General features: G+C 65.8%; 26 protein-coding genes, 4 tRNA genes and 1 pseudogene. 13 read left to right on the top strand and 18 right to left on the bottom strand.

Annotated features, from left to right (window positions below; all coding sequences use genetic code 11):
* Positions 1-105: 105 nt before the first annotated feature.
* The 10 genes from pdxT to AC3WTE_RS02770 form a co-directional block, all read right to left on the bottom strand.
* Positions 106-687: a pyridoxal 5'-phosphate synthase glutaminase subunit PdxT gene (pdxT, locus tag AC3WTE_RS02815; protein ID WP_459369853.1), complete on the bottom strand. Its 582-nt coding sequence runs from the start codon at positions 685-687 to the stop codon at positions 106-108.
* A complete protein-coding gene (gene tesB, locus AC3WTE_RS02810) occupies positions 684-1,529 on the bottom strand; it encodes an acyl-CoA thioesterase II (RefSeq protein ID WP_492435431.1) in 846 nt (281 codons plus the stop codon). The genes pdxT and tesB overlap by 4 nt, the downstream gene beginning before the upstream one ends.
* 43 nt (positions 1,530-1,572) lie before the next feature.
* Positions 1,573-2,478 carry a pyridoxal 5'-phosphate synthase lyase subunit PdxS gene (gene pdxS, locus AC3WTE_RS02805; RefSeq protein WP_020101778.1) on the bottom strand — a complete coding sequence of 302 codons (906 nt, stop codon included), beginning with the start codon at positions 2,476-2,478 and terminating at the stop codon, positions 1,573-1,575.
* A 79-nt stretch (positions 2,479-2,557) separates the two neighbouring features.
* Positions 2,558-3,595 carry an NUDIX hydrolase gene (locus tag AC3WTE_RS02800; RefSeq protein WP_492435429.1) on the bottom strand — a complete coding sequence of 346 codons (1,038 nt, stop codon included), beginning with the start codon at positions 3,593-3,595 and terminating at the stop codon, positions 2,558-2,560.
* A 28-nt stretch (positions 3,596-3,623) separates the two neighbouring features.
* Positions 3,624-4,757, bottom strand: coding sequence for a glycosyltransferase family 4 protein (locus AC3WTE_RS02795; RefSeq protein ID WP_492435428.1), 1,134 nt, complete (start codon positions 4,755-4,757; stop codon positions 3,624-3,626).
* Positions 4,757-5,710, bottom strand: coding sequence for a phosphatidylinositol mannoside acyltransferase (locus AC3WTE_RS02790; protein WP_492435427.1), 954 nt, complete (start codon positions 5,708-5,710; stop codon positions 4,757-4,759). Before AC3WTE_RS02790 ends, AC3WTE_RS02795 begins: the two co-directional genes overlap by 1 nt.
* Complete coding sequence (gene pgsA, locus AC3WTE_RS02785; RefSeq protein ID WP_459369849.1) at positions 5,707-6,366, bottom strand: phosphatidylinositol phosphate synthase; 660 nt, start codon at positions 6,364-6,366, stop codon at positions 5,707-5,709. Before pgsA ends, AC3WTE_RS02790 begins: the two co-directional genes overlap by 4 nt.
* Positions 6,363-6,971: an ATP adenylyltransferase gene (locus tag AC3WTE_RS02780; RefSeq protein WP_492435424.1), complete on the bottom strand. Its 609-nt coding sequence runs from the start codon at positions 6,969-6,971 to the stop codon at positions 6,363-6,365. The genes pgsA and AC3WTE_RS02780 overlap by 4 nt, the downstream gene beginning before the upstream one ends.
* A complete protein-coding gene (gene thrS / locus AC3WTE_RS02775) occupies positions 6,968-9,028 on the bottom strand; it encodes a threonine--tRNA ligase (protein ID WP_492435423.1) in 2,061 nt (686 codons plus the stop codon). The genes AC3WTE_RS02780 and thrS overlap by 4 nt, the downstream gene beginning before the upstream one ends.
* Before the next feature lie 78 nt (positions 9,029-9,106).
* Complete coding sequence (locus AC3WTE_RS02770) at positions 9,107-9,730, bottom strand: PaaI family thioesterase (RefSeq protein WP_492435422.1); 624 nt, start codon at positions 9,728-9,730, stop codon at positions 9,107-9,109.
* Positions 9,731-9,763: 33 nt separating this feature from the next.
* Between AC3WTE_RS02770 and AC3WTE_RS02765 the strand changes: the two genes are divergently transcribed.
* On the top strand, positions 9,764-10,261 hold the full coding sequence (locus AC3WTE_RS02765) for a DUF1990 domain-containing protein (protein WP_492435421.1): 498 nt from the start codon (positions 9,764-9,766) through the stop codon (positions 10,259-10,261).
* Positions 10,262-10,335: 74 nt separating this feature from the next.
* Here the strand turns inward: AC3WTE_RS02765 and AC3WTE_RS02760 are convergent.
* Positions 10,336-10,581 (bottom strand): annotated as a pseudogene (locus tag AC3WTE_RS02760) (HNH endonuclease); the annotation flags it as partial.
* 193 nt (positions 10,582-10,774) lie between these two features.
* Between AC3WTE_RS02760 and stpK7 the strand changes: the two are divergent.
* The 3 genes from stpK7 (at position 10,775) to AC3WTE_RS02745 (ending at position 14,911) form a co-directional block, all read left to right on the top strand.
* Positions 10,775-12,544 (top strand): serine/threonine protein kinase StpK7, encoded by a 1,770-nt coding sequence (gene stpK7, locus AC3WTE_RS02755; protein ID WP_492435420.1) that lies wholly within the window; start codon positions 10,775-10,777, stop codon positions 12,542-12,544.
* Between the two features lie 42 nt (positions 12,545-12,586).
* Positions 12,587-14,533 (top strand): putative bifunctional diguanylate cyclase/phosphodiesterase, encoded by a 1,947-nt coding sequence (locus tag AC3WTE_RS02750; RefSeq protein WP_492435419.1) that lies wholly within the window; start codon positions 12,587-12,589, stop codon positions 14,531-14,533.
* Positions 14,534-14,716: 183 nt separating this feature from the next.
* Complete coding sequence (locus AC3WTE_RS02745) at positions 14,717-14,911, top strand: hypothetical protein (protein ID WP_492435417.1); 195 nt, start codon at positions 14,717-14,719, stop codon at positions 14,909-14,911.
* A 3-nt stretch (positions 14,912-14,914) separates the two neighbouring features.
* On the opposite strand, the gene AC3WTE_RS02740 is transcribed toward AC3WTE_RS02745, so the two are convergent.
* Positions 14,915-15,691, bottom strand: coding sequence for a transporter substrate-binding domain-containing protein (locus tag AC3WTE_RS02740; protein ID WP_492435415.1), 777 nt, complete (start codon positions 15,689-15,691; stop codon positions 14,915-14,917).
* Between the two features lie 69 nt (positions 15,692-15,760).
* Between AC3WTE_RS02740 and AC3WTE_RS02735 the strand changes: the two genes are divergently transcribed.
* The gene (locus AC3WTE_RS02735) at positions 15,761-16,177 is read left to right on the top strand and encodes a hypothetical protein (protein ID WP_492435413.1); all 417 of its coding nucleotides are present in this window, start codon (positions 15,761-15,763) and stop codon (positions 16,175-16,177) included.
* 341 nt (positions 16,178-16,518) lie between these two features.
* Positions 16,519-17,916, top strand: coding sequence for an NAD(P)/FAD-dependent oxidoreductase (locus tag AC3WTE_RS02730; RefSeq protein ID WP_492435411.1), 1,398 nt, complete (start codon positions 16,519-16,521; stop codon positions 17,914-17,916).
* On the opposite strand, the gene AC3WTE_RS02725 is transcribed toward AC3WTE_RS02730, so the two are convergent.
* Entirely contained in the window at positions 17,913-19,463 is a 1,551-nt protein-coding gene (locus AC3WTE_RS02725; RefSeq protein WP_492435409.1) for a PPE family protein, read from the bottom strand. The genes AC3WTE_RS02730 and AC3WTE_RS02725 overlap by 4 nt on opposite strands.
* Before the next feature lie 154 nt (positions 19,464-19,617).
* Here AC3WTE_RS02725 and AC3WTE_RS02720 point away from each other — a divergent pair, with 154 nt between their 5' ends.
* Positions 19,618-20,355 carry a GNAT family N-acetyltransferase gene (locus tag AC3WTE_RS02720; RefSeq protein WP_492435407.1) on the top strand — a complete coding sequence of 246 codons (738 nt, stop codon included), beginning with the start codon at positions 19,618-19,620 and terminating at the stop codon, positions 20,353-20,355.
* Positions 20,356-20,376: 21 nt separating this feature from the next.
* On the opposite strand, the gene AC3WTE_RS02715 is transcribed toward AC3WTE_RS02720, so the two are convergent.
* Positions 20,377-20,451: transfer RNA gene (locus AC3WTE_RS02715), tRNA-Val, on the bottom strand.
* A gap of 290 nt (positions 20,452-20,741) precedes the next feature.
* Between AC3WTE_RS02715 and AC3WTE_RS02710 the strand changes: the two genes are divergently transcribed.
* From AC3WTE_RS02710 to AC3WTE_RS02695, 4 genes are all read left to right on the top strand, one after another.
* Positions 20,742-20,814: transfer RNA gene (locus AC3WTE_RS02710), tRNA-Gly, on the top strand.
* A gap of 28 nt (positions 20,815-20,842) precedes the next feature.
* Positions 20,843-20,916 (top strand) — tRNA-Cys (locus tag AC3WTE_RS02705).
* A gap of 15 nt (positions 20,917-20,931) precedes the next feature.
* Positions 20,932-21,006: transfer RNA gene (locus tag AC3WTE_RS02700), tRNA-Val, on the top strand.
* Positions 21,007-21,111: 105 nt separating this feature from the next.
* Positions 21,112-21,399, top strand: coding sequence for a hypothetical protein (locus tag AC3WTE_RS02695; RefSeq protein WP_492435405.1), 288 nt, complete (start codon positions 21,112-21,114; stop codon positions 21,397-21,399).
* Positions 21,400-21,830: 431 nt separating this feature from the next.
* Here AC3WTE_RS02695 and AC3WTE_RS02690 read toward each other — a convergent pair whose 3' ends face one another.
* A complete protein-coding gene (locus AC3WTE_RS02690; protein ID WP_492435403.1) occupies positions 21,831-22,121 on the bottom strand; it encodes a hypothetical protein in 291 nt (96 codons plus the stop codon).
* Between the two features lie 237 nt (positions 22,122-22,358).
* On the opposite strand from AC3WTE_RS02690, the gene AC3WTE_RS02685 reads away from it, so the two are divergent.
* Both AC3WTE_RS02685 and AC3WTE_RS02680 read left to right on the top strand, forming a co-directional pair.
* Positions 22,359-22,970 (top strand): mobilome CxxCx(11)CxxC protein, encoded by a 612-nt coding sequence (locus tag AC3WTE_RS02685; protein ID WP_492435401.1) that lies wholly within the window; start codon positions 22,359-22,361, stop codon positions 22,968-22,970.
* A 379-nt stretch (positions 22,971-23,349) separates the two neighbouring features.
* Positions 23,350-24,186: a hypothetical protein gene (locus tag AC3WTE_RS02680; protein WP_492435399.1), complete on the top strand. Its 837-nt coding sequence runs from the start codon at positions 23,350-23,352 to the stop codon at positions 24,184-24,186.
* A 7-nt stretch (positions 24,187-24,193) separates the two neighbouring features.
* Here the strand turns inward: AC3WTE_RS02680 and AC3WTE_RS02675 are convergent, their stop codons facing one another.
* From AC3WTE_RS02675 to AC3WTE_RS02665, 3 genes are all read right to left on the bottom strand, one after another.
* A complete protein-coding gene (locus tag AC3WTE_RS02675; protein WP_492435397.1) occupies positions 24,194-24,355 on the bottom strand; it encodes a hypothetical protein in 162 nt (53 codons plus the stop codon).
* A gap of 31 nt (positions 24,356-24,386) precedes the next feature.
* Complete coding sequence (locus AC3WTE_RS02670; protein ID WP_492435396.1) at positions 24,387-24,653, bottom strand: hypothetical protein; 267 nt, start codon at positions 24,651-24,653, stop codon at positions 24,387-24,389.
* 343 nt (positions 24,654-24,996) lie between these two features.
* The gene (locus AC3WTE_RS02665; RefSeq protein WP_492435394.1) at positions 24,997-25,836 is read right to left on the bottom strand and encodes a phage major capsid protein; all 840 of its coding nucleotides are present in this window, start codon (positions 25,834-25,836) and stop codon (positions 24,997-24,999) included.
* Between the last annotated feature and the right edge of the window lie 87 nt (positions 25,837-25,923).

The raw sequence follows: 25,923 nt of genomic DNA, 5'->3' as shown, positions 1-25,923 counted from the left end.
CTCTTGGCCACCAACACATTCTGCCGAAACGCCAGGTCAAAACACCCAGACACGCTCAATCAAAACGCAACAACCACTCAGCGCGGAAAATCGTGCACAAATCGCTCAGAGGGAGTCGACGAAAAGCTTGTGGATGCGCCGGTCGCCGGTGACTTCAGGATGGAATGACGTCGCCAGCATGCGGCCCTGGCGGACCGCGACGGGATGGCCGGCTGCGCGGGCCAGCACCTCGACGTCAGGCCCGACGCGCTCGACCCACGGCGCCCGGATGAACACCGCGTGCACGGGATCATCCAGCCCGACGAAGTCGAGGTCATCCTCGAAGGAATCGACCTGGCGACCGAAAGCATTGCGCCGCACCGTCATATCGATGCCGCGGAGCGGTAGGGCCTCGCGTCCCGGCACGCCCGCGTCGTTGATCTCGGTGGCCAGCAGGATCATTCCGGCGCACGACCCGTAGCACGGCATCCCCGCCGCCAAGCGGTCGCGCAGCGGCTCAAGGAGTTCCAGCTCGCGCAGCAGGTGGCTCATGGCGGTGGATTCCCCGCCCGGAATCACCAGGGCGTCAATGGCATTCAGCTCGGCGAGCCGCCGGACCGTGGATACCTCGGCGCCCGCCTCGCGCAGAGCAGCCAGATGCTCGCGGGTGTCCCCCTGCAAGGCCAGGACACCGACGTGCGGGCTCACTCGGCCGGTGGGACGAAGCCGCGGCTGTAGCGGGTCAGTCCCTCCTGCATCACGGCGGCCACCATATCGCCGTACTGGTTGAAAATCTTGCCCTGCGTCAACGCTCGGCCGCCGCACGCCGACGGCGACGACTGGTCGTACAGCAGCCATTCGTCGGCCCGGAACGGCCGCATGAACCACATGGCGTGGTCCAACGAGGCGATGTTCATATGTTTGCGTACCTCAAGATGATTCACCTGCGCCGAACCCAGCAGGGTCAGGTCACTCATGTAGGCCAGTGCGCAGATGTGCAGCACGTGGTCGTCGGGCAGCGGATCGCGGTGCCGGAACCAGACCTGCTGCTGCGACGCTTTGCCGGGCACCCGCGCCACTTGGTCGCGCGGCACGATGCGCACGTCCCACTCGGCGAACTGGGCGAAACCGGCGTCGTCGAACGCGCCGGCGGACCGGAACCCCGTCGACAGGTCGGGCGGCGGCGGCACCGGCATGACGTCCTGATGCTCGATGCCGGACTGGTCGGTCTGAAAGGACGCCGACATCGAGAAGATATTCTCGCCATGCTGGATCGCGCTGACGCGGCGGGTGCAGAAAGACCCGCCATCGCGAATGCGCTCCACCATGTACACCGTCGGTGCGCGGGCGTCACCGGGACGCAGGAAGTACCCGTGCAGTGAATGCACCTGATACTTCGGTTCGACGGTGCGCACCGCGGACACCAACGACTGGCCGGCTACGTGGCCACCGAAAGTGCGCTGCAGGAAACCCGATTCCGGGCTGAAGACGCTGCCGCGGTAGATGTTGACCTCGAGTTGCTCGAGGTCGAGTATCTGTTCGATTGCCATCTAGCTCTGTTCTTCGCGCAAGCGGCTCATCACCCTGTTGGGCCTACCAGCCCCGCTCGGCGAGCCGATGCGGCTCCGGCACGTCCTCTACGTTGATGCCGACCATGGCCTCACCCAGACCACGCGACACCTTGGCCAGCGTGTCGGGGTCGTCGTAGAACGTCGTCGCCTTGACGATGGCCGCGGCGCGGGCCGCCGGGTCACCGGACTTGAAGATGCCGGAGCCGACGAACACGCCCTCGGCGCCCAGCTGCATCATCATCGCGGCGTCGGCTGGGGTGGCGATGCCACCGGCGGTGAACAGCGTCACGGGCAGCTTGCCGGCCCGTGCGACCTCGACCACCAACTCGTACGGCGCCTGCAATTCCTTTGCGGCAACGTACAGTTCGTCTTCCGACAGCGACGTCAGCCGACGGATTTCGCCGCCGATCTTGCGCATGTGCGTGGTGGCGTTGGACACGTCACCGGTGCCGGCCTCACCCTTGGAGCGGATCATGGCCGCACCCTCGTTGATGCGGCGCAGTGCCTCACCGAGGTTGGTGGCGCCGCAGACGAACGGCACGGTGAACTTCCACTTGTCGATGTGGTGGGTGTAGTCCGCCGGGGTCAGCACCTCGGACTCGTCGATGTAGTCCACGCCGAGGCTCTGCAGAATCTGCGCCTCGACGAAGTGGCCGATGCGGGCCTTGGCCATCACCGGGATGGTGACCGCATCGATGATGCCCTCGATCATGTCCGGGTCGCTCATCCGCGAGACACCGCCCTGCGCGCGGATATCGGCGGGTACGCGCTCCAGCGCCATGACGGCTACGGCGCCTGAGCCTTCGGCGATACGTGCCTGCTCGGGCGTGACGACGTCCATGATGACGCCGCCCTTCAGCATCTCGGCCATGCCGCGCTTGACCCGGGCGGTGCCCGTCTGACCGCTGTTATCCGCTGCGGTATCCACTGCAATCTCCCTCAAGAATTTGGTACAGGCCAAGTCTAGTGGCCGGACCAAATCGGTTATCCGCGCAGGTCACCTGACGTCACCAGATGGGCTGCGGTTCCGCACCCACGCTCGTCACCGGATGTTTGCCGTCCGCCAATTCGCCTGCGAGGGAAAGGTATTCACCGAGCTGTAATGGATAGACAGTCTCACCATCTGCGGCCAGCCGGGCGATGACCGCCGCGTCGCACCAGCGGTGGGCGTGGATCGACTGCCTTTCCACCGTGGTGTGGCCACTGGTCACCGGCTCGAAGCGTGAGGTGCGGTACACAAAGAAGAATTCCTCGCTGCGGATCACAGACCCGTTGAACTCGAACACCGCCTCACGGCGCCACACCGGGCCGGTCAGGTCGACAGGGTCGACCTGCAGTCCGGTCTCCTCGGCGATCTCGCGGGCGGCCGCGTCGGGCAGTGACTCGTCCGGTTCGACCGCGCCCCCGACGGTGAACCACCACCGCGGCGCCATCAGCGGGTCGGCGGCCGGGTCGCTGCCGCAGAACAGCAACACGTGCCCGTCCTCATCCAGCAGCACCACCCGGGCCGACGTGCGCCGTCCCACCGCGCCGGGCTCGTGCCGGGACGCCCGCTCGACGATCTCGAAATAGGTTGGCATGGCCGCGGTTCCGCCAAGATGCAGCCAGCGCACCAGCGTGCGCTCCCGCAGCGCCAGGGTGTCGCGGACGGCATCGTTGTGGAAGCGGCGGGCCAGTAGCACCCGGGCCTCGGCGTCGGCGAGCTCGGCGACCAGGGTGACCGGGATGGACGCCGGGTCAACCTGCGCCAGGGCCGCGGACAGTTCGTTCTCGGCAGCCTCGCGGGCCGCGCGGGGTGCCCGTTCGGCGTCGTCGGCCAGTGCCGCCAGCCGGCGGCCGGCCGGCCTCGACCCGTACGCGTCGGCCGCGACGGCCCGGGCCACCACCGCGCGCCGGGCCAGCGCCCCGTCCAGGGCCTGCCACGACAGGTCATAGCGGACGTGCAGCCGGTCGAGCCGGTGCGCGGTCTGATAGGCCCACACCACGGTGATCAGGACCATCGCCGCCAGCAAGGCCAGCGCGATCACCAGAAACCAGTGCCCCATGATTATTTCTTCTTCGCGCAAGCGCTCATCAGCCGCCCTCCACCCGGACCTTCGTGCCCGACCCCGCGACCGTTTCGTAGACCAGCATGATCTGCTGCGCGACCACCGACCAGTCGTAGCGGCGCACCGCCTGGCTCGCCGACTCGGCGTAGCGGCGACGGGCCGCGTCGTCCGACAGCATCTCGACCAGCGCATCGCCGAGGGCCTCGGCGTCGTCGACCGGCACCAGCCGTCCCGTCTCCCCATGGTCGAGCACGCGCCGGAAGGCATCCAGGTCACTGGCCACCACGGGGGTCCCCGCCGCCATGGCCTCGACCAGCACGATGCCGAAGCTCTCACCGCCGGTATTCGGGGCGCAGTACACGTCGGCGCTGCGCATGGCCGACGCCTTCTCGGCGTCGTCGACCAGGCCGAGGAAGCGCAGGTGCCCCGCGTGCTCGCCGACGGTCTCTTTGAGCGCCTCCTCGTCACCGCGGCCGACGATCAGCACCTCGACGTCGGGGCAGGCCGCCACCAGCTTCGGCAACGCACCGACGAGCACCTGTATCCCTTTACGTGGCTCGTCGAACCGGCCGAGGAACAGCACGGTCCGGCCCGGCCGTGGGTAGCCGGGCAGCAGCGGTGCGTCATCGAATGCCGACACGTCGACGCCGTTCGGAATCTCGACGGCGTCCGACCCCAGCGCCTCCATCTGCCAGCGCCGCGCCAGATCGGACACCGCGATGCGGCCCATGATCTTCTCGTTCCACGGCCGCAGAATCCCTTGAAAGACGTTGAGCGTCAACGACTTCGTGGTCGACGTGTGGAACGTCGCGACGATGGGACCGCTGGCCACCATCAGCGCCAGCAAGGACAGACTCGGGGCGTTGGGCTCGTGCAGGTGCAGCACATCGAAGTCGCCCTCGACGATCCACCGTTTGACCATCCGGCGCGTCGCTGGACCGAACCGCAGCCGCGCCACCGAGCCGTTGTACCGGATGGGCACGGCCTTGCCGCCGGAGACGACGTAGTCCGGCAGGTCGGCGTGCGTCTCCGCGGACGACGGCGCCAGCACGCTGACATCGTGGCCGTAGCCGCGCATCACCTGGGCCAGCTGCAGCACGTGTGCCTGAACGCCACCCGGTACATCGAACGAGTACGGGCACACCATGCCGATGCGCATCAGTCGTTCCCGGCCAACCGGGCCCGACGTTCCTCGGACAAGTCGGCGAGCCACTGGGGCTGCAGCATGTGCCAGTCGGTGGGATGCGCCGCGATACCCGCCTCGAACCGCGTGGCCAGATCCTGGGTGATGGCCACGACGTCACCGCTGGACGTGTCGAGCGGTGACGACACGTCGAACTGCCAGTCGTTGGGTTTGTTCCAGCACTGCACGGTCAGCAGCGTCGCGCCGGTGGTGACGGTCAGCTTGGCCGGTCCCGCCGGCATCCGGGTCGGTTCGCCGAAAAGGTTGACCTGCACGCCATTTCGGGACAGGTCCCGGTCTGCCATGAGGCACACGACGCGGTTTTCCCGCAGTCGCTCGGTGAGCACCTCGAACGGCGGACGCACTCCCCCGGTAAGCGGCAGAATCTCAAACCCGAGGGACTCTCGGTACTCGACGAAACGCTTGTACAGCGACTCGGGCTTCAGCCGCTCGGCCACGGTGGTGAATCTTCCGTACTGGTGCACCACCGAGACGCCGGCCATGTCCCAGTTACCGCTGTGCGGCACCGCCAGGATGACGCCTTTACCGTTTTCGAGCCCCGCTGCAATGTGCTCGGTGCCGACCAGACAATGCCGGAGCTTCTCGCCCAGGGTGCGCTGGTTCATCGACGGCAGCCGGAAGGCCTCCCGCCAGTAGCGGCCGTAGGACGCGAGCGAGGCGCGGATGAGTCGGCCCGGCACCTTGGCCGGCCGGACGCCCAGCACCCGGGCGAGGTTCTTGCGCAGCTGCTCGGGACCGCCACCGCGCGCCGCGTACAGCGCGCCCGCGTCAAACATGTTGCGCGCGGCGAACTCCGGCATGGTCCGCACCAGCCCCCACCCCGCCGCATAGCCGAGGTCTTTGAGGTGCTCGCCCATCGGAACCTCAAAACCGCCGAAGGACGGAACCCCACCGGTGGGCACACTCATCCCTGCTCCTTCGTGGGCGAACTCGAGGGAAGCGGCTCATCGGCGCCCGGCGAGCGGCGCACCGAGGCGACGCGCTGACCCAGCGTGATGACGCTGGCGACGGCCAGCAGCCACATCGCGATGGGCAGTGCCAGCGGCAGCGGATGGATCGGCAGGTCTGAGAACCCGGCGCCGACCAAAACGATGATCAGCCGCTCCGGGCGTTCGATGAAGCCGCCGTCGGCGTTCAGCCCGCTGGCCTCGGCGCGGGCCTTGATGTACGAGATCACCTGCGAGGTGACCAGGCAGATCAACGTGGCGATGGCCAACGGCTTGTCGTGCATCTCGAACGCGACCCACCACAGCAGGCCGCAGAACACCGCGCCGTCACCGATGCGGTCACAGGTCGCGTCGAGCACCGCTCCGAGCCGCGTGCCATAGCCGCGTTCGCGGGCCATGGCGCCGTCGAGCATGTCGGCCAGCACGAAGAACCAGACCGCCACGGCGCCGTACCACAGATGTCCGGTCGGGAACAGCGTCAGCGCACTGATGACCGACGCGGCGGTACCGATGACGGTGACGCTGTCCGGCGTCAGCCCGATGCGCAGTGCGCCCCGGGCCAGCGGGCGGCTCAACTTGGTGTAGGCCGCGCGGGTCAGCAGGTAGAAGTCGCTCACGGCAGGTTGTCTTTCCCGTCGCTACGCTCGCCCCGGTTGTCTTTCCCGTCCTGCGCCGCCCACTCGTCGGCCAGCAGCTTGCGGGTGTCGCGCAGCAACTGCGGGATCACCTTGGTACCGCCGATGACGGTGATGAAGTTGGCGTCGCCACCCCAGCGCGGCACCACGTGCATATGCAGATGGTCGGCCAGCGAGCCACCCGCCGAAGTGCCCAGGTTGAGGCCGACGTTGAAGGCGTGCGGATTCGAGATGGCCTTCATCACGCGAATCGCCTTCTGCGTGAACGCCATCAGCTCACTGCTCTCGGCCTCGGTGAGGTCCTCGAGCTCGGAAACCTTCCGGTACGGCACCACCATCAGATGCCCCGGGTTGTACGGGTACAGGTTGAGCACCGCGTAGACCTGCTCGCCGCGCGCGACGATCAGGCCCTCCTCGTCGGACATCGTGGGAATGTCGATGAACGGCTGCTTCGAGCCCGCGGAGGTGCCCTCACCCGCCTTCATCGGAGCGTCGACGATGTAGCTCATCCGGTGCGGCGTCCACAGCCGTTGCAGATGGTCCACTTCTCCGACGCCTCGGTCCACGATGCTCCGATCCTCGGTCACGCCTGTGCGCCCCGCGCCTCGTTCACCAATTCTGCTGTCGGGAAAGCATTTTCGCGGCGCGCGATCCACCCGGTGATGAGATCGACAGCCTCGGCCACCGGGACGCCGTTGACCTGCGTGCGGTCACCGAAGCGGAACGAAATCGACTCGCCAGCCGCGTCCCTGTCCCCCGCCAACAGCATGAACGGCACCTTCTGGTTGGTGTGGTTGACGATCTTCTTGGCCATCCGGTCGTCACTGCCATCGACCTCTACCCGCACGCCACGCGATTTCAGTTGCGCCGCAACGTCATACAGGTAGTCCAGGTGCGCGTCGGCGACCGGGATGCCGACCACCTGCACCGGGGCCAGCCAGGCCGGGAAAGCGCCGGCGTAATGCTCGGTGAGCACGCCGAAGAACCGCTCGATGGACCCGAACAGCGCGCGGTGGATCAGCACCGGCCGCTGCCGGCTGCCGTCGGCCGCGGTGTACTCGAGCTCGAACCGGTCGGGCATGTTGAAGTCCAGCTGGATGGTCGACATCTGCCAGCTTCGGCCCAGCGCATCCTTGACTTGCACGGAGATCTTGGGACCGTAGAACGCTGCGCCGCCCGGGTCCGGCACCAGGGCCAGGCCGGAGGCCTCTGCGACCTCGCGCAGGGTCTCGGTGGCCTCTTCCCACAGCTCGTCGGACCCGACGTACTTGTCCGGGTCCTTGGTCGACAGCTCCAGGAAGTAGTCGTCCAGGCCGTAGTCACTCAGCAGGTCCAGGACGAACTGCAGCAGGCGAGTCAGCTCGTCGCGCATCTGCTCGCGGGTGGTGTAGATGTGCGCGTCGTCCTGCGTCATACCGCGCACGCGGGTCAGGCCGTGGACGACACCCGACTTCTCGTAGCGGTACACGCTGCCGAACTCGAAGAGCCGCAGCGGCAGCTCGCGGTAGGACCGCCCCCGCGACCGGAAGATCAGGTGGTGCATGGGGCAGTTCATGGGCTTGAGGTAGTAGTTCTGCCCCGGCTTGCGCAGCGTGCCGTCCTCGTTGAATTCCGCGTCGATGTGCATCGGCGGGTACATGCCGTCGGCGTACCACTCCAGGTGCCCCGAGGTGATGTACAGCTGCTCTTTGGTGATGTGCGGGGTGTTGACGAACTCGTAGCCGGCCTCTTGGTGCTTGCGCCGCGAGTAGTCCTCCAGCTCGCGGCGCACGATGCCGCCCTTGGGGTGGAACACCGGCAGACCCGAGCCCAGCTCGTCGGGGAAGCTGAACAGGTCCAGCTCCACGCCCAGTTTGCGGTGGTCGCGGCGCAGTGCCTCCTCGATCAGCTCAAGGTGCTTGTCGAGGGCCTCCTGCGACTCCCACGCCGTGCCGTACACGCGCTGCAGGCTGGCGTTCTTCTGGTCGCCGCGCCAGTACGCGGCGCTGCTGCGGGTGAGCTTGAACGCCGGGATGTGCTTGGTGGTCGGGATGTGCGGACCACGGCACAGGTCACCCCAAACCCGTTCGCGGGTGCGGGGATTGAGGTTGTCGTAGGCCGTCAGCTCGTCGCCACCGACCTCCATGATGTCGGCGTCGCCGGACTTGTCGTCGACCAGTTCGAGCTTGTACGGCTCCTTGGCCAGCTCTTCCCGGGCCTGATCCTTGGACTCGTACACGCGGCGATCGAACAGCTGGCCGTCCTTGACGATCTTCTGCATGCGCTTTTCGAGCTTGGCCAGGTCCTCGGGCGTGAACGGCTCCGCGACGTCGAAGTCATAGTAGAAACCGTCGGTGATCGGCGGGCCGATGCCGAGCTTGGCCTCCGGGAACAGGTCCTGCACGGCCTGCGCCAGCACGTGGGCGCACGAGTGGCGGATGACGCTGCGGCCATCCTCGGTGTTCGCTGCGACCGGGATGACCTCGACGTCCGCCTCAGGGGTCCAGGACAGGTCCCGCAGGCGGCCGTCGGCGTCCTTGACCACGACGATGGCGTCGACCTCGCCGCGCTGCGGCAGCCCGGCCTCGCGGACAGCAGCGCCGGCGGTAGTCCCGGCAGCGACCCGGATCGGGGCTGCTGGGGCGGGGCTGGCGGCGGCGGTCATCGAGACACTCCTACGGGTTAGGTGACGATCGCGACCATGCTATCGGCACCGGTCATCGCTTCGCGGCGCAGCGCCGCCTCAAGGCTGACCCGGCTTGAGCTTCACGAAGAGGGCTTCGGCCTCGGCGAGCACGGTGTCGCCGTCCAGGAGCGCGCCGGTGATGAAGATCTTGCGGCCCTCGACGCGCTCCAGCGCCGCCGTCGCGTGCAGGTCGCGCTCGACGGGAACGATCTGCCGGTAGTTGATGTGCAGGTAGGCGGTGCGCTGGAACGGGCTGTCGGTGAGCCGGTAGGCGGCATGCCCCAGCACCGAGTCGAACAGCAGCCCGATGGCACCGCCGTGCGCGGCCCCGTTACGGCCCAGGTGAAAGCGCCGGAACCGGACCGGACCCGCGATCCGGCCGTCGTCGGTGACCTTGAGATTCGACGGCACGTTCAGGACGTTGCCGCGGTTGGGCAGGTCCAGGCGACGCCCGGACGGTGAGTGCCACTCATCGGCGCGGTAGGGCGCCAACAACGCGTTGGCCTGTTCGATGAGGTTCGCCGCCTGGGTGATGACGTCATCGGGCGCGTCGGCGCCGCGAGCGTTGTCGCTGATCGTCCGGACGGATTCGACGAACCTGCCGTAGTCCGGGCCGCCTTGAGTAGTCGGTTTGGGCGGGTTGAATCCCCCGCCTGCATGCACGGCCTCGGTGTTGTCCACCTGTTTCTCTTATCACGGTGGCAAGGTGGCCTTATGCGACTGAGCGACCTGGCCGGGCTGGCGTTCACCTACCCCGATGTCGGAGCCACCGCCGGCGAGTTGCCGAACGGCTATCACCACGTCCGTGCGTCAGGTCAGATCGGCTCGGGCCGAGCACGATTCGACGAGGCGGCCGACGCGGTGCTGCGCTGGGGCATGCAGCGCGGTGTCGGGATGAAGGTGGAAGCGACCACCGCGACGGCCGCGGCGGGCACCGACATGCTGGGCCATCTCGGTCCCGTGTCGGTGCCGTGTCGCGTGGTGTACGTCATCGATGAACCCGACCGGCGCGGGTTCGCCTATGGGACGCTGCCAGGCCATCCGGAGTCCGGCGAGGAGCTGTTCAGCGTGCGCTACGACCCCGCCACCGACGCCGTGTACGCCGACATCAGCGCGTTCTCCCGGCCGGCGCTGTGGTGGAGCCGGCTGGGTGCGCCCGTCGCGCGGGTGGCGCAGCGCATCATCGGTCGGCGCTACCTGCGCGCGGTCTGAACGACTTGCCGTCCAGCCGCAACACTGTTCAGTTGTCAAGGTGCGCAGCAGGTTTCAGATAACGCGTGAGGCGGCTATGCGGCCACGTCGAGTCGTATGGTGCGGCGGTTGTAGGCCGGGATCGGGTTCCGGTGGGGGTCGACGGTCGCCGGTGGGATGAGCCAGGGGTGTTTGCCCAGGCCCATGACCACGTCCCAGCCGTCGTGATGGACATTGGCATGACAGGCCGGACACAGCAGGCAGCCGTTGCTCAGGCTGGTTTCCCCGCGGTGGGTCCAGTGCACGATGTGGTGCGCATGGGTGCGTCCCACTCCGCACCGATCCAGCACTCCGGTCACCGTGTTATGTCTCAGGACATCGGTGACAGTCCCCCGACCTCGGGGCGCGGGTAATCGCCGACTCCAACCGGCCGCCCGACGAGGCCGCTCCGACCACGTGACCGTCATTCGCGCCGACACCGCCGACCACGTGTTGTAGCTTTCACACGAAACTGACACGGCCAAGGAGTGCTGGGTGGAGCCGACACGATTCGGGCACTACGAGCTGCGCGAACTGATAGGCCGCGGCGGCATGGGCGAGGTGTACATCGCCTACGACACCAACACCCAGCGCACCGTCGCGCTCAAGGTGCTGCCGCCACACCTGGCCAAGGACCCGGTGTTCCAGGAACGTTTCAAGCGCGAATCGCAGGCCGCAGCGGGTCTGAACGAACCGCACGTCGTGCCGATTCACGGTTTCGGCGAGATCGACCACCAGCTCTACCTGGACATGCGGCTCATCGAGGGCCGCACGCTCGCGGAGATCCTGGCCAACACCGAGCACCGCCCCAGCCCCGAATTCTCCGTCGGCGTCGTCGAGCAGATCGCCGCGGCTCTGGACGCCGCGCACGAAACCGGGCTGATCCACCGCGACATCAAGCCCTCCAACATCCTGGTGACCGATCACGACTTCGCCTATCTGATCGACTTCGGGCTCGCCCGCACCGCCGGCGAGCACGGATTGACCACGGCCGGAAGCACTCTGGGCACGCTCGCCTACATGGCGCCCGAGCGGTTCGAAGGCGGCCAGGCCGACCCCCGCTCGGACATCTACGCGCTGGCGTGCGTGCTGTACGAATGCCTCACCGGCCGGCGACCGTATCCGGCCGACAGCCTGGAACACCAGATCGCCGGGCACGTCAGCGCGCCCGCGCCGAAACCATCCGATGTCGACCGGCGGCTCGCCGCATTCGACGACGTGATCGCCAAAGGCATGGCGAAGAAACCCGGCAAGCGTTACCAGCACGCCGGCGAACTCGCCACGGACGCCCGCACCGCACTGACCACACAGGTCCGCGTCGCGGGGCGGACCGGCCCACGAACCGGATCAGGACGCCATGCGGTGCAGTCCGCCGAGCCGAAGCGCGGCACCCGACGCATCGTGATCGCCGTCGGCGCCGTGATCGTGCTGGCGGCCGGCGCCGGCACGGCCTGGCTCTACTGGTCGCGGCAGTACCAGGTCGGACCATCGGGATCGGTCCCGTCGATCGCCGCCAAGGTGCCCGCCGATCTCAGGGATTCCGGCCGGCTGGTGGTCGGGGTCAACATCCCTTATGCGCCAAACGAATTCAAGGGACCCGACGGAAAGTTCACCGGCTTCGACGTCGACCTCATGACCGCGGTGAGCCGGGTGCTCGGGCTCGAGCCGGAGTTCAAGCAGATCGGCATCTCGAAGATCGTCCCGTCGGTCCGCGACGGCGTGATCTCCGTCGGGGCGTCGTCGACGACCGACACCAAACAGCGGGAGAAGTCAGCCGACTTCGTGACGTACTTCAAGGCCGGCGTCCTGTGGGCGCGCCGGACCGGATCAACCGTGGACCCCAATGCCGCGTGCGGTCTGCGGGTCGCCGTCCACGTGGGGTCTGTCGAGGAGACCGACCATCTGCCGGCGCGCAGCGCCGCGTGTGTCGCGGCGGGGGTGGCACCGATCGAGATCGTTCCCATCGCCGGCCAGGACGGCGTCACGGCGGCTCTGCTGGCAGGCACCGTCGACGCGATGGCAGCTGACTCACCCGTGACCGGCTACGCAATCAAACTCAGCGGCGGCAAGCTCGAAGCGGCCGGCGAAATCGTCGACGCGCAGCCCTATGGGTGGCCGGTGCCCAAGGGCTCGTCGCTGGCCTCGGCGTTGCAGTCGGCGCTGACCCATCTGATGCGGACCGGCGAGTACCGGGCGATCGCCACCAAATGGGGTGTCGAGATGGGCGTCATCGACAAACCGGTGATCAACGGCGCGCTGCGGTAGCCGTCACCTCGGTCCGAAATCAGCTCGCCGAGGTTCGCGGCGGTGCCGTTCGGCCACAACTGCCGCGGCTCGATCATGAGCCAACATCAAGACAAGCACACCACCTGCCCGATCGTTGGTTACCGTAATGAAGTGCTGAGCGCCCTCAACGAGCTTGTCGAGAGGGTCGCCCATACCCTGATGGCCGCCGACCAGGGCAACTACGTCCCGGCCAGCGAGCAGGCCTTGGCCGACGTGGCAGCGCATTTCGTGCTGGACGTGGCATTTCTTCGGCACAACGATCACGCGATCGGCGCGACGATCCTGATCGCGCAATGGCCGGCCAGGACCTACGTTCCGGACCCTGATCCGATCGGAACGGTTTACTTCAAAGACGCCGATCCGGTTTTCGCGATGGCCGAGCACGTCAAAGAACCTGTGATCTTGCGGCCGGGGGCCGAGCCGGATGAATACCAGCAGCGCATCGAAGAAGGCACGACCGTCCCCGCCGTCTCGATAGCCGCCGTGCCGATGAACGTCACCGACAAGACCGACGGATCCGCCGGCTTCATCACAACGGGCACAATGGGTTTCATCAAGTACGGCGACCTCGCGTGGACGGATGATGAGATCACGGCACTGAAGGTCATCGCCACCATGTTCGCTCACCTCAAGGCGCGCGTTGAAGCACAAGAATCGGTCAGGCACCTTGCCGAGCATGATGATCTGACGGGCTTGTGCAATCGCCGAAGTCTTCTAGACCACCTCGAGCGCCGGCTCGCGGCCGGTCAGCCGGCCCCTGTCGCAGCGCTATACATCGACCCCGATCAACTCAAAGTGGTCAACGATCTACTCGGTCACGACACCGGGGACCAGGTTCTTGTCGAGCTCACCCAGCGGTTGCGCGAGCACGCCGCCGGCGCCGCCTATCTCTCTCGCCTCGGTGGCGACGAGATCGTCGCGGTGCTCAACGCACCAACCACACTTGCCGATGCCTATGAATACGCCGAACAGCTGCGCGAGACGTTGGCAGCGCGGCTGATGCTCGGCTCGTCCTACATCAGGCACAGAGTGAGTATCGGCGTTGCCGTAGGGACTCCAGGAACCGACTCCGTGTCTGACCTGCTCAAGTATGCCGAGCACGCGTTGACTGCCGCGAAGGCCGCCGGCGGCAACACCGTGATCGCGTTCAGCGACGAACTGGCGGCGCAATATTCGCTCCAGACTGACATCGAAGTGCACCTCCAAGACTGCATTGACAGCGGCGCGCTGCACCTCCAGTACGTGCCCGAGGTCGATCTGCGCAGTGGAGAACTCGCGGCGATGGAGGCGGTGGTCCGGTGGAACCACCCCACGCGCGGACTACTGGTCCGCGACGAGTTCATGCCTGTCGCCGAAGCCACCAATTTCGGCGGTGCCGTGGGACGCGAGGTCATGCGGATGGCCTGCGAGCAATTCCAGCGCTGGCGGATCGAGGGATTAGCGCAGGATGTGATGCTCCGCGTGAAGCTGTCCCCCGCTCAGGTTGTGACCGACGGGTTTACCGACCATCTCACCGCGACGCTGGCCCACTTCAACGTTCCAGCGGCCTCGCTGTGCCTGGAACTGCCTGAAGACCTGCTGGTCGCCGAGGCTCAGCGCTGCAGCCAAATTCTACTGGCGCTGAAAGACATCGGCGTGCAACTGGCGTTGGACAACTTCGGCACCGGATACAGCTTCCTGCCCAGTTTGAAAGAGCTGCCGATCGATTCGCTGAAAGTCGGCCGCGCCTTTGTCCAGACGCTCGATCACGACGGTGAGAACGCCTTGTTCGTCCAGTCGATCGCTGCCCTGGCCGACGCGTTCGGCCTCGAACTGACCGCTGACGGGCTGGAGACCGAGTCCGCAGCAGAACGACTCGTGGCAATGGGTTACCGCCGCGCACAAGGACTTCTGGTGTCAGGTCCGGTTGACGCGAACGGCATGGAAGCACTCCTGAAGGCGCCGAAACTGCGTGCCCCGGCCGCCTGAAAAGACGACCTCAAATGCAATGGCCCGATGGGATCCCGCCCGAGATCCGCAGAGCTTGAACACATACCGGAACTAAGGCTCAGGCGGCAGATAGGTTGCACGGCCAGGCCGAGTTGCTGGGTATGCACCCACACCGACTCGGCGGCCGATCCTCCGGTTGCGTAATCCCGCAGCGTGCTGCCGGTGGTGGTGACGACGGCGAGCGCTGAGCTGGCGGTGATGCGGCTGCGCATGTCGTCGCCGAGCGCTTCACCCGCATTCCAGTCGGCCAGTTGCGCCGAATCGATGTGGTACCTGTACGCACGAGTGATCGCCACCAAATGGGGTGTGGAGATGGGCGTCATCGACAAACCGGTGATCAACGGCGCGCTACGGTAGCCCTCACTTCGGTCCGAGGTCGGCGCCCAGCCACTTGCGGCTGACGGCTGCGTAGCCGCCATTGCCTTGAATGGTGCTGAGCCACTGGTTGATTCGCCCCTGCAGCGCTGTCGCGCCCTTGGGCATCAAGTAGGCCTTCTGCGCGTCGGTGAAGGGCCGGTCGGTCGACACACCACACAATTGCGGATGTTGCGTGACCTGCCAGCGGATTTCGCTGCCGTCGGTGACCATGACATCGGCCTTGCCCTCGATGACCTGATCGAAAATGGTGTTGTTGTCGGGATACCCGACGATGGTCGCGTGGCGCAGGTTGGCCCGGTCGAATTGTTCGTTGGTGCCACCGGGGTTCACCACGACCCGGACTCCCCCGCGGTCGATGTCGGCCAGCGTCCGGTACTTCGCGGCGTCGGCACACCGCACCGCGGCAGCCTTCCCGTCGCGCAGATACGGGTCGGAGAACAGCGCCTTGGCAGCGCGGTCGGCGGTGACGGTGATGCCGCCGACCGCCAGGTCGCATTTCTGCCCAAGGTCGGCCATGAGGGTCGGCCAGGTGGTCGGCACCAGCTGTAGATAGGCACCGGTATCCCGAGCGAAATCTCGGACCAGATCGATGTCCATGCCGCTCCACTGACCGTCGGCATCACGGTAGGTGAACGGCCGGTAATCGCCGGCGCTGCACACCTTCAACGCCTGGCCCGGGGACTCTGCCGGCGGCGAGCTGCACGCCGCAGCCAGCGTGACGACCAGCGCCGACGCACCGTGAATCACTATGCGCCTCATGCAGCCAGACTCTCATGCGACCGCCACGTCGCCTACGCTGGCCATATGCGTCGAGCGGCGGCACTGGCAGTGGCAGGTGTGCTGCTCAGTGCCTGCACCCAGACGGTTTCGGGACAGGCCGCTGCGCCTGCGGAGCTCAAATGGCAACGCCCCATCACTGATTCAGTGTCCAGCCTGGGCGGTACGCTCGGCAGCGTCGGCGAGGCGATGACCGCGCACGACTTCGTCGCCATGTCGCGCGATTGCACGACGCTGCAAGGCACGCTGGACGATCTCAGCAAGCACCTGCCGACCCCTGACGACAACGTGAACTCATCGTTGCAGGACAGCATCGACAACTTCCGCTCGTTCGCGCGGGTCTGCACGATGATGACGCCGGGTACCGCGGACGCTGCGCTCGATCAGTTGAGCGGCTATCTGGATCGCGGCGACAGCTCCATGCGAAAAGCCCTGCAGCAGATGGGAATCGAGCTGCCCGCCCACTGACCCGGCGCTACGGCGCCGAGACGGCAGATGGTTTGGACGCCACCAGCCCCATGCCACGAGGCGGGTGCGATGGCGCCGATAGGACGCCCACAACTGCCGGACGGGGGTACAGTCGCCCCGATCAGCCCGCGGCAGTGCCGGCGGCAGCGGATGTGGCGGCGCGTAATTGCAGAAGTGCCAGTGGGTCATTGCCCTTGCGATGCCCGCTCGGCTCGTGCGCAAACGTACCCACGCAAACAGCGCCCCGCACCGGCCGCGCATTCGGTTGCCGCCCATAGTTGGACAACTCCCAGTATGTTTGCCCTGTCGTTCGGTCCTCACGGTGTGCCCGAAGGAGCAACATGACCATCGCGTCCCAGCGTCACCGCGTCGTCGTCATCGGATCGGGATTCGGTGGCCTACAAGCCGCCAAGGCCCTCAAGCGTGCTGACGTCGACATCACCTTGATCTCGCGCACCACGACGCACCTGTTCCAGCCGCTGCTCTACCAAGTCGCGACCGGCATCCTGTCCGAAGGCGAGATCGCCCCGACGACGCGACTGGTCCTGCGCAAGCAGAAGAACGTCACGGTCCGCCTCGGCGAGGTCGAACACATCGACCTGAGGGCGCAAACCGTCACCTCCAAACTCATGTCGCAAGAGACCGTCACGCCGTTCGACAGCCTGATCGTGGCCGCCGGCGCTCAGCAGTCGTACTTCGGCAACGACCACTTCGCGACGTTCGCGCCGGGCATGAAGACCATCGACGACGCCCTTGAGCTGCGTGGCCGCATTCTGGGCGCGTTCGAGGCCGCCGAGGTGGTCACCGACCCCGTGGAACGGGAACGCCGGCTGACGTTCGTCGTCGTCGGCGCCGGCCCCACCGGCGTCGAACTGGCGGGGCAGATCGCCGAACTCGCCGAACGCACCCTGGCGGGGGCGTTCCGCAGCATCGAGCCGCAGGACTGCCGCGTGATCCTCCTGGACGCCGCCCCCGCGGTGCTACCGCCCATGGGACCCAAGCTCGGCGCCAAGGCCCAGAAACGCCTGGAGAAGCTCGGCGTCGAAATCCAGCTCAACGCCATGGTCAGCGACGTCGACTACAAGGGCATCACCGTCAAGGACAAGGACGGCACCGAGCGCCGCATCGACTGCGCGTGCAAGGTCTGGTCTGCCGGGGTGCAGGCGAGCCCGCTGGGCAAGCTCATCGCCGAGCAGTCCGACGGCACCGAGACCGACCGCGCCGGCCGCGTCATGGTGGAGCCCGACCTCACCGTCAAGGGACACCCGAACGTGTTCGTCATCGGCGACCTGATGGCGGTCCCGGGCGTGCCGGGTATGGCGCAGGGCGCAATCCAGGGGGCCACGTACGCCGCCGACAACATCAAGCGGTCCCTGGCGGGCCACGATGACCCCGCCAACCGCGAGCCTTTCAAGTACTGGGACAAGGGCAGCATGGCGACCGTGTCGCGGTTCGATGCGGTGGCGCAGGTGCCGGTGCCGCTGACAACGAAGAAGCTGGAATTCGCCGGCGTATTCGCCTGGCTGTCGTGGTTGGTGCTGCACCTGGTCTATCTGGTCGGCTACAAGAACCGGGTGACGACGCTGTTCACCTGGTTCGTCACCTTCCTCGGCCGTGGGCGGGCCCAGATGGCGATCACCAGTCAGATGATCTACGCGCGCACTTCGATGCAACTGCTGCAGAACCAGCTGAACGCGTTGGCTGCGGCCGACAAGCTCGAGAAGAACGAGTCCGCCTAACGGTTCTCGCCGGGACTCCACGTGCTCGGAACCATCGGGGCACGCGCCCCGTCGCCGAACTCGTCACCGGCCAAAGCCGTCAGTCCCACCGGCGTGGCACCTGTCCTGGATACGGCTCCGGTGAAACCCATGGGGCCGGCGCCGCTGTTCGACGCTCGGGCCGATGACGCGTCGTCCGAATCTGGGCCGGACTCCCATTCCGGCGTGACGTCAAGATCCATGTATTCGCCGGCTTCTTGCTTGCTCCGGTCGCGGCGCCGACGTGCCTGTCGGGCAGCCGCCGGCGCGGCCGAGGCTGCCTGAGCGGTCGCGGCAGTCCGTGCCGACGCACCAGCGTCAACGCGCGCCTGCCGCTGCAGCCACGCACTCGTACCCATGCCTGGACCATCGCCAACCGCGTACGGGAAGCCCGGGTCGCCGATGGGCGGCGGTGTCGACGCGGGCGATGCGGCGGTGCCGGGTGCCGTCGGCGCAGGAGCGCTTGCCGGAGCAGACGCCGATGCCGGGGCTGCCGCCGACGACACCGGGCTGGTTGCGGGGGCCGCTGCGACAGCCGGCATCGACGGTTCCTGCGACGCGGGCGGCTCCGTGCCGATAGCTTCCGGAGAAACGTGGATGCCGGCGAGCCCCGCGAACCCGGCCACCCAGCCGAGGTTGGCGATCGCCAGCGCCAACGCCGGCTGAATCAGCGCCGGTGCGAACTGACCGAGCACCGAAGCCAGCTGAGAGGCATGGAAGGTGACGTCTGCCAGCACCATCGGCAGGTTGGTCAGCAGCGCGGCCGGATCGGTCAGCACGTTGTTCCACAGTAGTTCGAGGTGCTCGCCCATCTCGGCGCCCACGTCGAACCACCACTCCAGATCGGTCGGGTCTAAATCACCGTGGCCGTGGTCGTGATCATGGCCATGGTCGTGATCATGGCCATGGTCGTGATCGTGGTCGTGATCGTGGTCGTGATCGTGGTCGTGGTCGTGATCGTGGTCGTGATCGTGGTCGTGGTCGTCGTGCGCCACGATCGACGGCGCCGGAGCAGAGTGCGGCGCGGATCCGACCACCACGTCGGACGTGGCTTCATACGTCGCCATCGCGGTGGCGGCTTGCACCCACATGCGAACGTAGTCGGCCTCGGTTACCGCGATGGGAATCGTGTTGATACCAAAGAAGTTTGTGGCCAGTAACGCGGCCTGCGTGGCGTGATTCGCCGCCAACTCGGCCAAGGTCGGCATCATCGTCAACGCAGCGCTGTATGCGCCGGCGATGGTCTCGTGCTGGACTGCGCGCGCATTGCTTTCCACACCACTCTGCGTGAGCCACGCCAGGTATGGGAGGTGCGCGGCTACATAGCTCTCGGCACTGGGCCCCTGCCACGCCCCCGCGTGTGTGCCGGCCAGCACCGCGCGCAGCTCCTCGGCGACCGCCGTGTAGGTCGCGCCGAGCGAAGACCATTGCGCTGCGGCCGCGAGCAGGGCTCCTGGGCCGGGACCGCTGCTGAGCAATGCCGAATGCACCTCTGGCGGAGACGCCATCCACACCGGCATTGCCATCATGCACTACCTCCGACCCATCAACGATAATGAAAACTATATTCATTAAGGTAGCAGCCGGGAGAGCGCCGCGAGAAAATGCGTTGCCGATCAAGTGGAGCCAATGAAAGATGCGACGTGCCCGGACCACGCGTCGCACGCCATTCAGGGAGTTTCCGTGCCCGATTTCTCTCCGGTCGTCACCGACTACTGGGCCGCGGCGTTCAGCGGGGAACCCCTGCACCGCAACGACTATGTGACGGTCACGGTCAATCCCAACCTCGCCGACAACGCACGCGTCGCGGTCCTGCGGACCGCACACGATGACCGCGTCTCGATAGCCGTCACTCCCGACTTAGCCGGTGCGTTGACCAAAGACATTGCCCCACTCGGCAATCCAACGGAGATCGACATCCGGGCGGCGTTCGCCAACCACGGCGTCGCACTGAACGGTGCCGAGAATGTGTTTTATCTCACGGAAGTCGCGGCAGACGACATCCTGGGCGACACCGGACCAACAAACGTTCGTCAACTCACCGACGCGGACGCCGATATTTTCGCGTCGTTCAAAGCGGTTGTGCCCGAGGAAGACTGGGACGGCGCCTATCCCGAACCCGATCACTGGGCAGTATTCGCCGCGTTCGACGAACGCGGCGCCCTGGCCAGCATCGGCAGCATGCACCCATGGGACGACGAGTTCCCATTGGCTGATATCGGCATGCTGACGCTCAGTTCCGCACGGAGCCAGGGGCACGCAAAGACGTTGGCGCGTGAGATGTTTCGCTACGCGCTCACCCAGGGTTTCGAGCCGCAATACCGTAGTCAGCTGGACAATGCCGCGTCGGTCAGGCTCGCGGCCGGTCTGGGGTTGCAGCTGTTCGGGCAATGGGAAATCGCCATGCCCGACGAGGAATGAATTTCACCATGCGGGTTTGTGTGGTGGTCCCGACTGGGATCGAACCAGTGACCTTCCGCGTGTGAGGCGGACGCTCTCCCCCTGAGCTACGAGACCGGGGAATCTCACCGACCGGATCGGTGCGACGACAGACACTAACACGTCCCGTGACCCGAACGGGAATCGCGCCCCGCCGGCAACCCGCCGCCCGAGTCCGAGTCACCCGACCCGACCGCCGCGCCGCCTCAGGAGTCACGGGAGGCAACGCGTGAAACACCCGCCATCACTCGGTCAGCTTCTCGAACCAGCCCGTTTACCAGGGGTTTTCACGCGATTTGTGTCTGCTCGCATTCGTGCACTAATGTCTTGCATCGCAACGGACGAACAAAGTTCAACCGAAGCGAAACGCGGATGTAGCGCAGTTGGTAGCGCATCACCTTGCCAAGGTGAGGGTCGCGGGTTCGAATCCCGTCATCCGCTCGAAGGTGCGAATGGCATCAGCCCCAGTGGTGGAGTGGCCGAGTGGTGAGGCAACGGCCTGCAAAGCCGTGCACACGGGTTCGATTCCCGTCTCCACCTCCACAAGTTTTCAACCCGGCGCGATTAGCTCAGCGGGAGAGCGCTTCCCTGACACGGAAGAGGTCACTGGTTCAATCCCAGTATCGCGCACCACGCTTTACACAGGTCAATGGCAGTAAATAGCCTAGCTACCAGAGCGAAATGACCTGAATATGACCTGACAGTCGGCGCGCTAGCAACCTCAACAGGAGCTAGCCAATGCCCTCAGGTCACGCCCATCTCGACTTCCTCGCACCGCCGGTCGGCGCCGTCAGCGTCGGAGACTGGCTGGTCTACGGTGACGAATCAACACGCATCTGCACCATGTCACGGCGCGGCCGTGTCGTCGCACGCACCTCACAGGCACTCGACGGTTCCACCGACCCGACCATGATCGAGCTCGGCGAAGAGTTGTGGGTCGACGTCGATACCGCTCGCCAGCTCTATCGCGACCTCGGCCAGGTGCTCGACGACCTGGCGCCCATCCCCTACGTCCTGAACGACTGACCAAAACAAGCCCCCGCGGGCACGTCTCGCGGGGGCTCGTTGCCGTCCGTCGTCTTCTGCAGAGCCCGACGTAAACCAGCCTGCGCGCAGTAGCCCAGTCCCCCGCCTGCGCCGAGGGCCGCGCCCGTAGCCGCCTGATCACCGCACGAGCGCGCCACGAATAGCCACGCCGACGTCTCGGCGGGGCTACTTGTCGTGGCCGAGACGCGATATCGGGCGATGGTTCGTGGGAGCTTCGGGGAGGGGATCAAGCAAAGGCAACCCGTAGGGTTTCCACGCGCGACCCGCTACGGTCCAAGGCATGACGCTGTCACCCGAGCTACGCGCACAGATTGAGGCCGCCGCCGAGCTGGCCGCCGCGAAGTTCCCTGGGTTTTCACAGGAGCAGATCGAGCGGGCTGCAGTGATCCTGCGTGCCGAGCACGGCCGAGCTAAGAGGGCACGCCCGACTCAGCCCGACGAGCCTGCTCAGCATCCGTAACCAGCTCGACCGCCACCGGATCGCGCCCAATCACCGGCCCCGCCACCGCCAGAGCAGCGAGCAGCGCGTCCACAGCGGTCACCGTCGTCACATGCCCAGTCACAGCGCACTCAGCACGGGCGCCGAAGGACACCATCGCGTCGAGCGCAGTGAACTGCGATTCGAGCGCGATCGACGTCTCGGGCGATCGCTCGACGCCCTCGTACGTCAGCGTCACGCACCAGTCAGTCATGTCAGTCATGTCAGTCATGTCAGTCATGTCAGTCATGTTGGCCCCCTTAGCCTTCCGAACCGTCGAGAAAATAGCCGGCCAGACTACGACAGTCACGCCACTGCTGTCACTCGAATTGAGTGGTGTGGTCCTGAAATATGGAACTGGCCCGACGTCGCAAAGACGCGGACTGCATCACGCGGCCCGCTACCACGCCCCCGGTCCGCCCGCCCAAAAGACATCCCTCGGTCGCGACAATGCGCGAAGATGGCTGGCGTGGTCACCGAGCCGGACACTGAACTCGCCAACCTCAAATCACAGGCGTTCAAAAGCGCGCAGGAAGCAATGGGCACCGCCTACATTTTCGAGGTTCGCGCTCGCTGGTTTCGCCGGCAACTGAATTTGTTGGCGTTCGCGGGACTTGCTCTCCCCCTGGTTATCGGCGGCATCGCGCTTGGCTACGGCGCGAAAAGCAGTGTCCTAACCGTCCTGATTCCAGTAGCCACCGTCCTCGGAATATTCCAACTAGTCGCATCCTTGTGGTCCCTCGTCGGCCAATGGGTCAGCAACTACGACAGCGCGGCACGCGCGATCGTCTCGAATCGCCTACTTTCACAACAATTCGAATCACTCGGCCGATCATCTTCGTTGACAGCCAAGGAATTTAGACAACAATTGGAGGTTCTCAACGCAACCGACAAAGCTCAACGACAATCGGACTACCTGCAGGAAGTTACTGATACCGAGAAGCGCATGGGCATGCGCGCAGTGCTCGTTCAATATCAAAAGGAGTGTCGCAAGTGCAAGAAAATACCCTCGAACATGACTCCCACCGAGTGCGGAGTATGCGGTGACTACCCCGGGTGGCGGCTCCGTTGATCGGCAGGTGGCTAATGTGCTCAGGGGCTATTTGAGCCTCTCAACAAACCAGAGAAGCGAATTTGTGCAAGCACTCAATTCGTACATCCGTGGCGATGCAACCGAGCAGCGCGCATTCAGCACCAAATACGGCAAGATAAGCCTAGGACCGCTCAACGACCCCTGCGTTTGCTGCGGCAAGTAGCGACCGAAGCTGTCTGCTAAGCAACCAGTCTCAGCCTCGCGCCGTAGCCCATCCGCTTTGATCGCGGGAGCAGATCGAACGGACGCCGCCGATTCGGCATCCTGCTGCCACCACTCCTCTTGCGAGTACGTCGGCAGAGGCTCGCCACTGCCCGCGCCCGCGAACGCGGCCACGTCAACGGTAGCCTCTCCGTTCATGGCACTCGACCCATCTGTTGCCCTCAATGTCTGTGAGAACGCGCTGCGTGAACTCATGCGACACGCGTTCCGCGAGGCATGGGGTCCTGGGTGGCTGGACAAGGTGAGTACACCCGAACAACGCGCTGGATGGTCCGAGCGCGCAGCCGTCGATCAGGCGCACACCCGCAAGGGCGCTGCGCAGGTACCCGCCCTCGAACTCGATTACAGCCACTTCTACGAGCTGCTCGCGTTCGCTGACAAACACTGGGATCGACTGGCTGCGGCGCTCGGCAAGAAAGCCGTCACATTCGCTCTCCTTAAACGATTCGAAGACGTTCGCGACCGGGTTGCACACGGTCGGACGCTTCTGGACTTCGAGCAGGAACTCATGTCTGGAATTGCTGGACAAATCCGAAATCAGGTGACCATCTACATGAGCACAAAAGACCAGTACGGCGACTACTACCCGCGTATTGATTCGATCCTTGACGAGTTCGGTCACCAGATCGTTAGCGGCACTCAGATGGGCGACGGCGAACTCATGGGACACGTGCAAACAAGTCAGGTGCTGCGACCAGGACAGATCGTGCGATTTAGATGCCGCGGGACCGACCCGCAGGGCCGCGACCTAACTTGGCGCTTGACGTGCGGTCACGCCCATACCGACGAAGCAGTCGCCGCGAACGGCGACGAGGTCATTTTGACCTGGGAAGTCAACGAGGACAACGTACGAGCATCGGTAGCGGCCGAGATTTACATGACTTCCAGCGGCAAATATCACAGATGCGCCGGTTTCGACCAGAGGGCCTTTTTCATGTATAGCGTTGCGCCGCCAGAAGAATCGGCGTCGTAGCCCAGCATCACCACAGGTCGATATGGCTGCGGGCCACACAGTCGTCGTCACATTCGCTCGGCCGCTGCCCTCGATCAGCGAGGTAGGCATGCGCGGCGGATTCGTCCCACCCGACCAGCTCGCCGTCAGCGTCGAACACAGCGAGGGCATTGGGCACTCTGATGTCCACCGAGTGTTGCTTGCATGGTCGGTTCTTCGGCCTAACTGGCACCGTTGCCGCCTTCATCGGTGTCCTCGTCGTCGGCCCAGTCCTTGGGCAATCCGACGTCGCGAATCAACTTCGCGAGCAGCAGCCGGCGAGCGCGCACCTCAGCGAACAGCGGATGCATCCGCAGGCCCTGGCTTGACTCGATAACCGGCTCAGTTTGAGCGAGTTTGGCCCGCAAATCGGCCAGTTCGTCGACCGTGTAGCAAGCTTGCTCAAGCACCGCGGCGGCCGAGGCATCCAGCTCGAAATTGCTTGTCACACCGGCCCACAGACGGCGCCCGGCGGTCCTCAAACCACGCGGTGTAGCCACAACAACCCCCTTCAAGGGCCAATTCGTCAAAATGCTGGGGAGAGAAACCCGCCTATGCCACGAGGCGCCACTGCGACGCCCGGCGGGGTACCGCCCCAGGGCCTCAGCGACGGGTGCGGCAGTCTTGGGGCGACGCAGTGGCCTCGCGCAGCTCCGGGCAGGCAGGCGGGCGCAGCGAGGCCACTGCAGGTTGTGACGACACCGTCGCGGCGCAGGTATCTGCGATGGCAGTCCTTTGCCGCTTTCGCGCTCCTGTGGAGTCTCGGCTGACGCCGCGACGGTGCCGGGTCTGTCAGGCGATCGTGAACTTGCCGATGCGCTCAGGTCGCACGACTGCATGCCCAATGCGCCATGTGGCACGCAGGCTCACGCTGTCGCTTGAGAAGTACTCGTGCTCAGAGTTCGCGATGCGTACATCACCGACAGCGGACACGATCGCGGTCTGATCGACGACGAACCCCACGCCGGTAGGCACAGCGATGTTGACCAGCACGGGCAGCGACAGCAGCATCGGCACAGCGTCGGTAGTGCCGGCACCGAGCAGGGATTCGTTGACTTCGACGCCGCCAACCTTGAGCTTGCGCAGGCGTGCCCAGGTCTTGGGCGACACCGCAATCAGCGACGGGGTGGCCAGGTTCTCTTGCAGCTCGGCGACCAGGTCGACCAGCGCGTCGAGGTTGTCGGCGACGGCGCCGCCATCGACGAGGCCGGCGGTGTGGGCCAGGCCGGCGACGGGGGCCACCGCGGGCGATACCGGGGCCGTCTCGTTGAACAGTGCCAGATCAGCGCGGCGGGTCACGGCCCGAGCCACGGACTGCGAGAGCTGGCCGGCGGTCTGGTCCTGCGTCCACTGCTCATTGGAGACGCGGACGAGCTGCGTGATCTTGGCGGTGTGGACGATCACCTCGGCGAGCTGCGGATCGGCCTCGGGGATTTCGGCGGCCTCGGCGGTGAACTGCGCGGTGTCATCCTTGACGTACGCCACGCGCACCGACGGGGCGTCACCCTCGACGCTGCCGGATACGGTGGTGGCCTGCAGGATCGCAGCGTCAGGGACAGCGTCGGCCGGGGCGAACGTGTAGACGTCGGGACGCCATGCACCCGCACTCGACGGAGTAGTGATAGTGGTCATTATTCTGTTGTCTCCCAATAGTTTTGGCGCGGACAAGGCACTACTCGCGCGCACAAATCAGCAATGGTGATTGATTGCGGCGCCGGG

It is taken from the genome of Mycobacterium sp. FW102-FHT13B02, assembly GCF_058790275.1.
This window is presented reverse-complemented; position numbering and strand designations above follow the sequence as displayed.

Excerpts from the sequence above, each read along its gene's own strand:
- AC3WTE_RS02730 (WP_492435411.1), top strand. The coding sequence starts at position 16,519 with ATGACCATCGCGTCCCAGCGTCACCGCGTCGTCGTCATCGGATCGGGA.
- AC3WTE_RS02665 (WP_492435394.1), bottom strand. The coding sequence starts at position 25,836 with ATGACCACTATCACTACTCCGTCGAGTGCGGGTGCATGGCGTCCCGAC.
- AC3WTE_RS02765 (WP_492435421.1), top strand. The coding sequence starts at position 9,764 with ATGCGACTGAGCGACCTGGCCGGGCTGGCGTTCACCTACCCCGATGTC.
- AC3WTE_RS02740 (WP_492435415.1), bottom strand. The coding sequence starts at position 15,691 with ATGAGGCGCATAGTGATTCACGGTGCGTCGGCGCTGGTCGTCACGCTG.
- AC3WTE_RS02795 (WP_492435428.1), bottom strand. The coding sequence starts at position 4,757 with ATGCGCATCGGCATGGTGTGCCCGTACTCGTTCGATGTACCGGGTGGC.
- AC3WTE_RS02685 (WP_492435401.1), top strand. The coding sequence starts at position 22,359 with ATGGCTGGCGTGGTCACCGAGCCGGACACTGAACTCGCCAACCTCAAA.
- thrS (WP_492435423.1), bottom strand. The coding sequence starts at position 9,028 with ATGACCGCCGCCGCCAGCCCCGCCCCAGCAGCCCCGATCCGGGTCGCT.
- AC3WTE_RS02800 (WP_492435429.1), bottom strand. The coding sequence starts at position 3,595 with ATGGGGCACTGGTTTCTGGTGATCGCGCTGGCCTTGCTGGCGGCGATG.
- AC3WTE_RS02695 (WP_492435405.1), top strand. The coding sequence starts at position 21,112 with ATGCCCTCAGGTCACGCCCATCTCGACTTCCTCGCACCGCCGGTCGGC.
- AC3WTE_RS02680 (WP_492435399.1), top strand. The coding sequence starts at position 23,350 with ATGGCACTCGACCCATCTGTTGCCCTCAATGTCTGTGAGAACGCGCTG.
- AC3WTE_RS02690 (WP_492435403.1), bottom strand. The coding sequence starts at position 22,121 with ATGACTGACATGACTGACTGGTGCGTGACGCTGACGTACGAGGGCGTC.
- AC3WTE_RS02790 (WP_492435427.1), bottom strand. The coding sequence starts at position 5,710 with ATGAGTGTGCCCACCGGTGGGGTTCCGTCCTTCGGCGGTTTTGAGGTT.
- tesB (WP_492435431.1), bottom strand. The coding sequence starts at position 1,529 with ATGGCAATCGAACAGATACTCGACCTCGAGCAACTCGAGGTCAACATC.
- AC3WTE_RS02725 (WP_492435409.1), bottom strand. The coding sequence starts at position 19,463 with ATGATGGCAATGCCGGTGTGGATGGCGTCTCCGCCAGAGGTGCATTCG.